The sequence below is a fragment of the Peribacillus sp. TH16 genome (genome assembly GCF_016651095.1).
GTDB classification, from domain to species: Bacteria; Bacillota; Bacilli; order Bacillales; family DSM-1321; genus Peribacillus; species Peribacillus butanolivorans.
The window spans coordinates 222,244-234,772 of record NZ_JAEKEM010000003.1; the positions used below are offsets into that span (position 1 = coordinate 222,244).

Consider the following 12,529-nt stretch of genomic DNA (forward strand, 5'->3'; position numbering starts at 1 on the left):
CTAAACGCTTAGAGGCCCAAGGCTTCTAACGTTTTTTTTATGGATATCAAATATTTTTTTGCTTTCAAATGCGACATAACGTATAATTTAGATATCGAATGCGACATATTGTATATAGAAATGGAGTTTTTTACATATGAAAGAAGTACAACCGATAAGAGATAGTGTGAAATTAAACGAGGTACGGTCAATCCTTCGCAGCCAGAACGAGAGAGACTTTATGCTATTCGAAATGGGCATTAATACAGGGCTTCGCATAACGGATTTACTTTCCTTACGAGTCGGGGACGTTCGTGATCGTGATTTCTACATCTTACGAGAGAAGAAAACGAAAAAGACGAAGGACATATATATCGGACATTTACAAGAGGATATCGCAGCTTACACGGAAGGCATGGGCGACGATGTTCCTCTATTTCCAAGTCGTAAAGGGGATGCTGCTATCTCTAGGCAGCAGGCTCACAAGATACTCGCAGCAGCAGGACATAAAGCGGCACTTGAGGACATCGGATGTCACTCTCTACGCAAGACATACGGATACCATTTTTATAAGAAAACAAAGGATGTTGCACTCTTGCAGGATCTTTTCAATCATGCAGCTCCATCCGTTACTCTTCGTTACATTGGGATTAATACGGATATAAGAAGGAAAGCAATGATAGACTTCGGCAGAATTTAAGGAGGGAGGCTTTACGGGCTATACCTTCTTTATTTCTAGATACGTCCGGATAGTAAGGGCGTTATATAGGGCGGCATATAAAGCTATCTGTGGATATGCAGTATCGTACTTATTTGTGATTAGATATAACGTGTAGGATGTTATTGTAGTTATTCTAAAAGCTGAGCAAGACGTTATAAGGCGGAAAATATACAGGGTTTATCTATTATCGAATTGTACAAAAGCAGGCGGCACAGTATTTCGAAGGATTACAACCGTCTTTTCTATTGTTTACGCGTCTCTTTGTCGTAGGAACAGCTAGGAACTCTTTCGCATAGGATTCCTTCGTGAACTCTCGGGATCTAACGGCGTTCTTTATGCAGGATTCTATTCAGTGTATGCAACGAATAAACAACGTAAGAGTACGGATCGAACGAATGCATAAATGTAATGAACAAATAATCAAACGAATCAATGTGATGAATCATTGATACTAAAGAATTCTTGAAATAAACGAAATGTAACTTAATGCTGTTGTGTTACGTATTGCATGCGCAAATTCTGCATGAAAATACACGGTAAGGTGGGCCGAATTCTCCGAAAACCGCCGACCCCAAGGCCCCGGCCCTAAAAGGCCCCAGACTGCTATATAAATTTAGTAACACTATTTTTTACCTCGGGGGGAAGGCGATATCCTCACGAAGCAGCAGCTCGAAAAATTTTCGCTAGCAAAAAATATCTCAGGGGCGTCTATTTGTTTCTTTTAGTCGAGAGTGATAACGAAAAGAAGTCGTATGGTAGATTTGTCGATGAGGTAGTGTAAAAAAAGGGGAGAGTGGGTCGAGTCACTCATCCGGACAATTAAATAAATTTTGTTGTTATCGTCTTCTGATCTTTGATAACCTTGCGAGCCTATTAATCTTTCTTTCTAATGAGCTATAACTTGGTTCTAATGGTATAACGCTAGGGTGTTCAGAAGGTGTATCTTGAACTTGCCTTTTTTTCTCCTTTCTTACCCAATCCTTAAGAGTTCGTGGATTCATTCCCACTATCTCAGCAGTAACGTTGATATCCAAATCCTCAATCATGGCGAATCTTATTATGTATTCCCTTTGCACTTCACTTACTCTCTTCATACCAATGTCCCTCCCGCAATTACTTTCCGCATCATTATACAAATAAAAACAGCGAATATAAACATTATCGTGAATTTAATCTCCTAGCTTATGTCAATTTTGTGAATGGACATGTAAATAAATTTCTTTTCTTTTATTTCTTTTTTTACCATGGCATCTTATCGCCTACGAAGAAAAGGATTTTGATTTCATATCGTGGGGTCAATTCCGACCAACAACAGCCTTTTGTGGGGTCAATCCCGACCATGTGAAAAGAGGATTCGACCTTAGAACAGCAAGGGTTTAAAGCGTTTTTGATGTGTTGTGTATTCTTTATTCTTAGGGAACACAAACAAACATTACAGTCGAATAAATTCTCCTGTTATCGCATCAAGGATATATCTATATCACGTTATTGTAAGAGAATGCGAGTACCTACGATATTACATAGTGATTGCGAGGGCGAAAGCCCGTAGCTGGGCGAAGCCCAAAGTATTAAAGAACGAATTAATGAACGAAGAGTCTTCGATATCTCGGGGCTCTTTTTCGTGCTGAAAATTATGTATCAAGAACGTAATAACCTTCGCTAATGCATAAGGAGGCACGAAGCCTTTAACACGAAAGGGGAGAAATTCGATGGAAACAAAAAGACGAGGAATCGTAGATCTGGATACGGGGTGGTTATTACAGGAGCTTCGCCCCAAAACAGAACAGCAAATACGTTACGCAGCGAAGAAAAGAGCAATCTAAGAAGGAAAAGGACCGAATTTTATCGCGTGCTTTCCGCAAGAGTTACGAAAGATAAATCACGAATTAACGCTTATAGAAGCAGGGGCAGCGATGCGACTACTCGGTTATTTACGATGGAAGGAGAACGGAAGGCTAATCGACTGCGGCAAGTCCCTGAATATTAAGGATCTTGCGAAGATATTCGGTAGGGGATCGACTGCCACGAAGAGTATCATAAATCGTCTCGAAGCGTTCGAACTCGTCAGCAAGGCAAGAGATGGACGGTCGAATGCGTTCTTTATTAATCCTCGATTCTTTCAATTCGGAGGGGAAATCCATACGAAAGACTATACGAAGCTCTTTATAGTAAAGTCCAGAAACCTTGTGGAAGAGCTTTCTATTCAAGAAGCGGGTCTACTATGGAAAGTAATACCGTATTTTCATTTCGCTACATACTATCTATGTGAGAATTATACGGAAAAAGATGCGCAGATAATCAGACATATGTCGCGGGAAACGCTTGCGTACCATATCGGGCACGATAGAAAAACCGTGGGAAAACTCATGAGCGGACTTAACAAAAAGGGAGCTGTACTTATTTCCAAGCAAACGGATCAAGAAGATATCTCATCAATCCAGATCTTATTTACCGCTCGAATTTTAGGACGGATGTAATGCTGCTCAGAGCTATCATAAGGAACAACAAACAACATATTTAAAAAATCTAGGAGGAAATAAACTATGAACATCTCAGAAATGAAAGAACGCATCGGATACGTACACACACTAAGACAAGAAAGCACGGGATTTTTCCGTCAATTACTAGAGGAATACAGAGAGAAGCGAGCATCTATCATGCGAAATCATGATTTATCCGAAAAAGGACGAGAAAAACAATTCTTAAAGCTACAGTCGGTTTTTGAAAAAAAAGCTCTCGAATTATCAAAGGGACTTCAAGAAGAGAGGCACAAAGTAGCGCAGGAAATTAAAGAAGCTGCGGAAACAATCCTCATAAGCGATATTCCGCCCGTGGATCCGAAGAAGCAGACGTTCTTCAATCAGAAAGCGGAACAACTCGAAGCGAAAATCAAGTTCGCAGTCACGCCAGATCGAGCAAAAGAAGCTCTCGAGAAACTCGTTGCATTAGGAGACGAGGCGGGGCTTGCAAACCAAATCAAAGGGAAGATTCTTGCTCTATCCGATCATATAATCGATCTCGTACCGCCTGCCGACCGTCCAGCAGCTCGAAAACAAATAGGAGACTTATACAATACGGCATCAAAGGAAGCTCTCCCAGAGGGAAGCAGAGAAGCCGCAGACATCTTAGAAACTGCGGAATCATTCCTCAACTCTTCCGGAATCTCGCGTGCGGTAGACGTGGGAATGCGTGAGATATCACTGGATGCCTCAACGTACCTACACAATCCAAACGACAGGCTTGCTCTTATAGGTGCAGCAGAGACAAGCTCGCAATGGCAGGAGGGGAACGGAATGCAGGAGCTTCAGGAGCTCGCAGAAAAGGCGAGACGCACGGGCAAGATGGAGGATAAGATCGCATATACGCGCGCAAAAAGAGCTCTAGATGTACAAACTTAGATAACGAAGGCATTAAATAGGGCTAACACCATATAGAAACAAATAAAAACATAACGGAGCCATTCGCTTTTTTTCAGGCGGTGGCTCTTTTTTATTTAGGAGGAAAAGGAATGAAAAGAAATATCAGTAAGAAAAGTAGAAGGGGCCCAATAACTAAATACCCCATAGTAATAGCAAAAATCGAAGAATCCCCGCATGTAACAACTGAGATTAAGAAATGCTCTCATTGTGGGATATTTCATAGTCTAACGCATTTTCATAAAAACAAATCACATTCACATGGCTTATATACAGCCTGTCGCTATTGTGTTTCCAAGCAGCGAAGAGAGTCTTACAAGCAGTACAACAAAACTAGAGAAAAGAAAATACGTAAGGAGGAGAAAACATGGCAGGAGCAGCAAACGCAGGAACGATCAGAGCTCGATTAACGCTCGAAAATAGCGAATGGAAATCCCGCATGAACGAAGCAAAGAAAGATATGCGAGGGCTTTCGGGCTCTTGCGTAGTACATATAGATTCAGATTTAATTTTCCGGTTACTCTCGAAGTTTTTTGTGATATTGTTAATTTTATATTTTTTTGATAAAATATACCAAAAAGGAGTGTGACTTAAATTATGGAACCACGACCAACCGCTAGACATTCTATTAATCCTGCATTAACGTTTGAATCACTAGAAGAAGCAAAACAACATAAACTAGATGGCCACATAATAATTACTAACGAACATAAGTCGTATTCCTGTGTAGAAAGCTCTGAACTTTCCTACTGGGAAGAGTTAGGTTATACGTTGGTTAAATAATTTAAAAGAACCCTAGTGGTTCTTTTTATTTTGGTATTCATATATTTCAAAAATCTACTAGCCTACGAAAATAGGCAGATTACCCTACGTCATAATAAAGTAATAGGCGAGGTAAATTACATTGTTCATATCGCCAATGCTTATACACAAATACGGTGAGCCGTTTGATTCCTCTGATTACCTAACGGAACTGAAACTCGATGGATATATTCCGTTGATCTGACCGCCAAAGTTTCCCGAACTACATTCGCGTGGCCTTCCACCTGGCACGACGCTCGATGGCGAACTCATTTCGACTGACAGCGCATTAAAGCCGGACTTCGAAGCTATTATCTTTATTTAAGTCTTAATTAATTTCGTTAATATAGGTAGTATTCCTTTCTTTACATATGAACATAGAAATGAAGGAATAAATAAAAAATGATAAAGTTAATACTAGTTTCAGTCATCATTAGATTATTAGGAGATTAATTATATGAAAATAAATAATTTTTATAATTTTAAAAACCCAGTTAGACATTTTTTAAATATTAATAATATGAGTTATCCAACTAGAGTTGATGAAATGGGCATTAAAGATTTATCTTGGACTGAGCCTATAAATTTTCGTGTGAGAAAAGAAGATAATAAGTATAGAACATTAAAGATGCCAAATATCTTAAATTTCTATTGTGCATATAATAGGTTCAAGAATGCGAGAAACTTTGTAGACATTTCTAGTATAGATACTCACAAAAGAATAGTGCCAAATTTAGATACAGGAGATTTTGCAACAGGTGTATACGATGAACAATTAGAAAATGATTTTCAAGAATTATGCGTATACGATAAATTAGTGAAATTGGATATTAAAAGTTATTATGAAAGGATATATACACATGACATTAAATTTGAAAATGCTGGGGATGAAAACTATTTAACAAATTTAAATTCAGGTAACACAAATGGTCTCATAATGGGTAATTATATATCATTGTATTTTGCAGAAAAATATTTAAAAGATATAAGTGATGAAATCGAAGTTAGATTAAAAGAAGGTAAGGTTGAATGTAGTTTTTCATACTTCTCAGACGATTTTTACTTTTTTTGTAATGAAAAAAATAATGAAAATGTAATTAGAATATTTGATGCTGTATTGGAAAAATATAATTTAGAGAGAAATGATGGGAAAATAGAGTCATGGACTTATTTGACATATAACAACTATCATTTATCTGAAAAATACTGGAAAAAAATAATATCAGATTGTAAAAGTAGGTATGATGAAAATAGAAATGATAATAAACTCTATTTTAGTAATCAATTAATTTATCGTATGTCAAATTTAAAAGATAATAAACTCCAAAAAACCTTTTTAAATACATTTTTTAAATCAACGTATTTTCATGATCTTGATATTAAAAAATTTGCTATCGAAGTATTTAATTATCATCAATTATGTTATATATTCAAATTTTCACCTGAAACTATGTTATATTCTATAAATCATTTTAAACATGTGGATCTTTTCTCAGGAGAAAAATTTAAAAAATTTTTAAAGGTAAGATATACTGAGGTATTATCTAAATCTTTTAATGAAGAACAACTATATTATTATTATACGATTAAAATATTAGGATTTAATTGTATATTAGAAGAAACTGTTGATATTGTTGTTGAAAGTAATAATCAGTTACTCGTATCTTATTATTTAAAAGACAATCTGTTTAATTCTGATTATATTTTAAAATTAAAATCAAAGAATGAGGAACGTTATTGGTTTCAAAATTATCATTTGATATTATATAGTGATTTAATAAATGATTTAGAAAACAGCATTAGTAAATATTTAATGCCTGCATATGCTACCACAAATAGACAGAAAACTAGTTATGAGGAATTTTATAGAATAAATTTAAAATCAAGTATATCGCTTCTAAAAGATATAGAAACTATAAGCGTTAACATTAATGAATACATGGAGTCATTAATAAGTGAACGAGTTGAAGTTTTTGGAGAAACGGAAGATGAGGATTATATGGTTGAAGATAATGAATTTTGACTTTTTATGAGATTAGAAAGGCGTGAAATTAAGTAGGTACAGGATTAGCTGCTATTGTTATTGAAAGTGAAGAATTAAAGCCATCATCATTCATGCCATTAAAGGAATAGACGTTGTTAAGCTAATGGGTGCGTAAATCATAAAAAATTCTTAAAAGGACTGTAATCAAGTCCTTTTTAATTTGAGTTAAGATATCAACACTACGTTAAATTTCATTGTAAATATTACCATTTTTAATTTTAAGTTGTTTTTTAAAATCTTCAATTTCCTTTTCTAATTCTTTAACTCTTTACTAAGAGCCACAAGTACATATTGTCGTTTACTTTCTTTACGATAGATATGCATAGAATGATGAGCCGGTTCCAAAGTAACCGCACCAGCACGCCCTTCACTTTCGCTGCGTTCGAAGTCCTGCAACACGAAGGCCAGTCCGTTACCAACCTGTCACTGCTCAATCGCAAGGGAATACTCGCTTACCAGGTGCCGGAAGACTCCGACCTGCTATCGAAGGTGAAGTACTTCGAAGGAAACGGCGCCGCTTATTACGATACTGTTTGCGGACAGGCGCTTGAAGGCGTCGTGCTAAAACGTAAGGACTCACGCTACGAAGTCGGTAAACGTTCTTCCAGTTGGCTGAAGGTAATCAATTACCTGTACGCTGACGTGTTCGTTGTTGGCCGACGCAAGGGTGAGTTCGGCTGGCTGCTTTATTTCGATGTTGGTCGCTATGCTGGCGTTATGGAGCTCGGCGTGCCTCAGGTTGCTAAGTGCAAAGTTTATGCTGCTCAGGCGATAGATGAGTCGGAGCGCAACGAGTACATTTCGCCGATTAAATGCCGAGCTAAATATCAAATCTAACTAAGGCGGGCCTGCTGCGCTTGCCTAGTTTCGTAGAGTTCGTCTAATGGCGGGCTCTTTTTTGTCACAATTATTATTTTTCAATGTATTGTTCGTATAGATTATAAATACCTTTATTACTTTTTCTTGATTTGTTTTCATAAATACCAATTATCGCCCTCATTATCCCACCATCTTCAAAGATTTCGCCTACAGGAGGAAATTCTGCTTCGTATTTCAACGCTGCATTTAATGTTTTATTAACAACTTCATCGAGTTGATTAATAGTTTTATAATCAAAAGAGAGGAGCTCATTAACTATATCCGATATGGTTTTATCTTGAGAGTGAACCCTCTCAGGGAATTTCTTGTTTAAATATACCCTCAGACTATCAAAATTTATTTCTTCGATTTCCTTATTATCTGTATCTTCAAGAAGGTGTTCGATCTTTTCTTCGGTTTCCTCCTTATTCTTCAATGTTTCTTGAAAGAATACTTCAAAATGTGTATCAGCAACATAAAATAAACCACTAATAGCATTAAAATCTTTTCTTAAAGAGGCAGGAACATCATTTACAGTTTTGTAATCTAAATAATGCGATATATTAGCCCAGGCATCCATTGATATTGTTCTTACTTGTATTTCGAAAGAAATGCCCTTTATCTCATCATACCTTGGACCGCTATACTCTTCCTTTAATTTAACAATATAATGATAGGACATATATCCAAATTCAGTTTGGTTTCCATCTATTTTATTATCTTCTTCAATTAATAAAAAATTATCTTTAATTATTGTTTCAATTCGCTTTATATCAGAGCGGAATAAGCAAACAACTCTTAATCCTACAAAATCTGTAATCTCTTTAAAAGGCTCTTTAATTTCTTTCCTTTTGACTTTATTTATAAAAGAAACTTCATCCTTTACTCTAAAAGATATAGGTTGAGTTTTGATATCTAATGCTTTAATTTCTTTATCTAATATAAATAATGCTTCATCAATTAAAGAATTATAAAAAGGAACATTTGTTTTGTATGGCTTTAAATAATCAAGATAGTCGGTAGTAAAGTCCAAGTTGTAAACCTCCGTAAGATAATTTATATTATCCTATTATATGATAAAGATACCAACAATGGAATTTAATAGTTTTTATTCAGAACATATATTCGTGTATAATGTTTGCTAAATGATAGTAGGACGCGTTCATTACGTTGATCCTGTACGTAAGGAGGTACGCCTTAAAATGGAAGCAGACGAAGTGAACCGAGTAAAGATAGCCGACATAATTGCCGTTGAGGTTAACGAATAAATTTCGCAGATATTTGCGTGTTTCTTCCTATTATATAGGCGAGAAAACGAAGGCTGAGCGTTAATAGTTATTATTGCTTTCCGAAGTCTGTCCGTGTACAATTACGTTTAAGTGATACAATCGTACGCATCGTAATACTCGTAAATACTGAACGATAATATATAAACGCTGACGTCATCGTTCTCTACTCGTTAGGGAAACGGAGACTCTTTATAGCACGACTCAAAATCGTGTTCCTCTGGAGTGACGGTTCGACCCGGCCACTGGTATCATAAAAGCAATTGAATCAGGACTTCAACGATTACGTTGAGGTCTTTTTTCTGTTTCTAAATACGACAAAAATAACTCAGAATCGTGCCGCGCTTAAGTGTAGGCGGGAATTAAATTGAGACTAGCAAATTTGCTAGTCTTGACTTATATTTAAAGGTATTTAATTCTAATGCGCATACGATGATGAAAGGGGAGTTTGAAAACTCGCAAACTAAAAATTACATAATTTACTAAATGTGGATTATTCCATTAAGAGGATAATCCGTTCACTTTTTCTTTCTAGTTTACATAACATATATTATAGGAAGTTATTAAAAACTCAAAATCACATCTCAAAATGCCAAGTAATTTTGTAATAGTGAGACGGTATAGATAATTTCAAGAAACTTCATATTTTATAATAAAGGCAATCCCAATTAATTCTCTGTTCACGGTTCTTCACCTTCACCTACATAGTACCAGCCCTTTTGGCCAGAGTTTCGATATTCATATCCAGCATTGTGTAACGCTTCTTTCAACTTCTTTTCACCAATACCAACTTTCTTTTTTGCAATCTTGGCTATGGTGTTGCCGGTTATCAATAAGTCGTCCAATATCTCTTTTACCTTCATGCCTCACATTCCTTTCACACTGATATCATTCTAGGTTCACATATTCTAAATTTTGATGTGAATTTCCTCCAATACTTCGAACAAATCCCTGAAAATGAACGGTATTAACCAACCTATAGGCGATATCCCCTATAGGTGTCCTACCAACAAAACGCGGAAAACATACGTTAAGGAAAATACTGTAGGAAACAACGATTATTGTCTGTAAATCCGTACCAATAACGGTTATTAAACTGCTATCTTGGAGATTTGTTTTTGGTTTTTCTTTTGATTATAGAAAATCTTTAAGAAATCCACGTTACAAACTACACCTTAATCTTCACCAAAAACGTGTACCGTTTTCCGCGAAATGTTGGCGGTTCGCCTTTATTGATCTTGTTGTAAGCCCTACGGTTGATTCCTAAGCTCATATAGGGTTTTGAGCGTGCCAGACATCACACTAGTAGCACTATTTAAACACAATTGAAATTATGTTCAAAAATAAATAAAGCGTTTTCATTTATCAGAAAGTTAATTATAATCTAAATATGAAATTAATTTTAACGAGTGAACATAATTTCTCAGAAGGGAGGATGAAATGTACTCAAATGAAGAAATGATTGTAATAGCAAAGATGTATTATGAGATGAATCTTACACAGAAGGAAATAGCAGAAAAACTAAGCTATTCAAGACCAACAATAAGCCGGATTATTGATGCGGCGTTTAAAGCGGGGATTATTGATGTCAAAATAAATTACTCACTCAATTCAGTTCAGGAGTTAGCAAATAAGATAAAGGAAAAGTATAAATTAAAAAAAGTGTTCGTTTTACCGGTTTATGTAGATGATGTCCCACTCATTCAAAATGATATAGGCAAAGCGGTTGCAGGATATTTATATGAAATCTGTGAGAGACACTCGATTTTAGGTGTTTCTTGGGGGACATCCATGAGTTACGTTATTCCTCATTTAAAGGAAAAAAAATTACCCTTTATGAAAATAGTTCAATTAAATGGGGGAATAGCTAAGAGTAACTTTTCCACAGGATCAGGGGCGCTGCTTGAAAAGTTTTCAGAGGCGTTTTCAGCCGACCATTATCTTTTACCCGTTCCATCCATTGTGGATACTTCGATTATAGCTAATTCAATTATGACAGATTCTAGTATTGAACAAGTTTTAAATCTCGGTAAAAAAAGTAATATTGCGGTATTTGGAATCGGGAATGTGTCATATGAATCAGTTCTCTATAAAGGTGGGTATTTTAAAGGAGATTCGTACGAAACATTAATGAATCAAAAAGCAGTAGGCGATATTTGTTCAAGATATTTCTCGTTGGCGGGGGAAATAGTCGATAAAGACTTGAACAAACGAACCATTGGGCTAGAGTTAGAAGAATTACGAAATAAAGAGTTTTCAATCGCTTTAGCTGCAGGCAGGGCAAAAGCCGGTAGTGTAAAAGGAGCTTTAAATGGAGGGTATGTAAACGTACTTTTCATAGATGAAGAATTAGCAAAAGAAATAGTTTAATTTAAATGGGGGAAAAATCATGAAAGCAGTCAAATTGTACGAGCCAGGCAATTTACAGGTAGAAGAAGTAGAATTACCGTCAATCTCGGAAACAGAAGTATTAATTAAAGTGAAGGCAATCGGAATTTGTGGATCAGATATTCCTAGAGCACTAACAAAAGGTGCTTACTATAAAGGGTTAACACTAGGTCATGAATTTTCAGGACAGATTGTAGAATGTGGATCAGATGCTTCGGAATGGTCCGTCGGAGATCGTGTAACTATTGCTCCGTTAGAACCTTGTATGGAGTGCGTTTATTGTAAACAAGGAAAATTTGGTTTATGTGACACATACAACTATTACGGTTCAAGAACAGATGGTGCAATGGCGAACTACATTAAAGTAGGAAAAGCTAATATCCTGAAGCTTGAAGATACTATATCGTACGATGCAGGAGCAATGGTTGATCCGGCTGCAAATGCAGTTCATGGACTTTGGAGAGGAAACCTAAAAAAAGGTGATACAGCTGTAGTTATGGGACTTGGAGCGATTGGAATGTTTGCCGTGCAATTTGCACGTGAAATGGGTGCAAAAGAAGTTATTGCTGTTGATATTTTCGAGGAGAAACTTGAAATTGCTAAAAAGCTAGGAGCAGATCGGGTAGTCAACTCGAAAAAGAAAAATATAGTGCAGGTATTAATGGATACTCACGTGGACTTTGTTATTGATACATCAGGTTCTCCGATTGCACAAGATCAAGCGGTCTTGATTACTGGGAAAATGGGACGTGTTGTATTTCTTGGAATCTCTAATCAGCCATTAACCCTATCTGCTAAAACAGTTGATCGTCTATTACGATATGAAATTGGTATTCACGGCTCTTGGAATTCTTTTTCCGATCCCTTCCCTGGTAAGGAATGGTCATATGTGATTGAGAGTATGGCACAAGGGAAGATCAAAACCGAAGAAATTGTGTCCCATCGTTTTGATTTAGACGAAACACCAGCCGTGTTTAAAAAAATAAAAAACAAAGAAATTGTTTTTAATAAAATTTTGCTTTACCCCGGAGAATAA

General features: G+C 36.2%; 13 protein-coding genes. 10 read left to right on the forward strand and 3 right to left on the reverse strand.

The annotated features are described in order from the left end of the window. Nucleotides 1–136 precede the first annotated feature (136 nt). Complete coding sequence (locus JFV29_RS12410; protein ID WP_201183904.1) at nt 137–679, forward strand: tyrosine-type recombinase/integrase; 543 nt, start codon at nt 137–139, stop codon at nt 677–679. An 857-nt stretch (nt 680–1,536) separates the two neighbouring features. Here the strand turns inward: JFV29_RS12410 and JFV29_RS12415 are convergent. Beyond that, entirely contained in the window at nt 1,537–1,794 is a 258-nt protein-coding gene (locus JFV29_RS12415) for a hypothetical protein (RefSeq protein WP_201183907.1), read from the reverse strand. 819 nt (nt 1,795–2,613) lie between these two features. On the opposite strand from JFV29_RS12415, the gene JFV29_RS12420 reads away from it, so the two are divergent. The 6 genes from JFV29_RS12420 (at nt 2,614) to JFV29_RS12445 (ending at nt 7,798) form a co-directional block, all read left to right on the forward strand. Further along, on the forward strand, nt 2,614–3,177 hold the full coding sequence (locus JFV29_RS12420) for a hypothetical protein (RefSeq protein ID WP_201183909.1): 564 nt from the start codon (nt 2,614–2,616) through the stop codon (nt 3,175–3,177). A 66-nt stretch (nt 3,178–3,243) separates the two neighbouring features. Further along, the gene (locus JFV29_RS12425) at nt 3,244–4,098 is read left to right on the forward strand and encodes a hypothetical protein (RefSeq protein ID WP_201183912.1); all 855 of its coding nucleotides are present in this window, start codon (nt 3,244–3,246) and stop codon (nt 4,096–4,098) included. A gap of 110 nt (nt 4,099–4,208) precedes the next feature. After that, nucleotides 4,209–4,526, forward strand: a complete 318-nt coding sequence (locus JFV29_RS12430) for a hypothetical protein (RefSeq protein ID WP_201183915.1) — start codon at nt 4,209–4,211, stop codon at nt 4,524–4,526. A gap of 187 nt (nt 4,527–4,713) precedes the next feature. Next, a complete protein-coding gene (locus JFV29_RS12435) occupies nt 4,714–4,899 on the forward strand; it encodes a hypothetical protein (RefSeq protein ID WP_201183918.1) in 186 nt (61 codons plus the stop codon). Nucleotides 4,900–5,374: 475 nt separating this feature from the next. Then, entirely contained in the window at nt 5,375–6,940 is a 1,566-nt protein-coding gene (locus tag JFV29_RS12440; RefSeq protein WP_201183920.1) for a hypothetical protein, read from the forward strand. Nucleotides 6,941–7,291: 351 nt separating this feature from the next. After that, complete coding sequence (locus JFV29_RS12445; protein WP_242486852.1) at nt 7,292–7,798, forward strand: ATP-dependent DNA ligase; 507 nt, start codon at nt 7,292–7,294, stop codon at nt 7,796–7,798. 73 nt (nt 7,799–7,871) lie between these two features. On the opposite strand, the gene JFV29_RS12450 is transcribed toward JFV29_RS12445, so the two are convergent. Continuing rightward, nucleotides 7,872–8,852, reverse strand: a complete 981-nt coding sequence (locus JFV29_RS12450) for a GTP pyrophosphokinase (protein ID WP_201183926.1) — start codon at nt 8,850–8,852, stop codon at nt 7,872–7,874. Between the two features lie 112 nt (nt 8,853–8,964). Here JFV29_RS12450 and JFV29_RS30395 point away from each other — a divergent pair, with 112 nt between their 5' ends. After that, a complete protein-coding gene (locus JFV29_RS30395; protein ID WP_242486853.1) occupies nt 8,965–9,087 on the forward strand; it encodes a YolD-like family protein in 123 nt (40 codons plus the stop codon). A 698-nt stretch (nt 9,088–9,785) separates the two neighbouring features. Here JFV29_RS30395 and JFV29_RS12455 read toward each other — a convergent pair. Then, entirely contained in the window at nt 9,786–9,968 is a 183-nt protein-coding gene (locus JFV29_RS12455) for a hypothetical protein (RefSeq protein ID WP_201183929.1), read from the reverse strand. A 577-nt stretch (nt 9,969–10,545) separates the two neighbouring features. On the opposite strand from JFV29_RS12455, the gene JFV29_RS12460 reads away from it, so the two are divergent. Beyond that, complete coding sequence (locus JFV29_RS12460) at nt 10,546–11,475, forward strand: sugar-binding transcriptional regulator (protein WP_201183931.1); 930 nt, start codon at nt 10,546–10,548, stop codon at nt 11,473–11,475. A 19-nt stretch (nt 11,476–11,494) separates the two neighbouring features. Continuing rightward, entirely contained in the window at nt 11,495–12,529 is a 1,035-nt protein-coding gene (locus JFV29_RS12465; protein WP_201183935.1) for a galactitol-1-phosphate 5-dehydrogenase, read from the forward strand.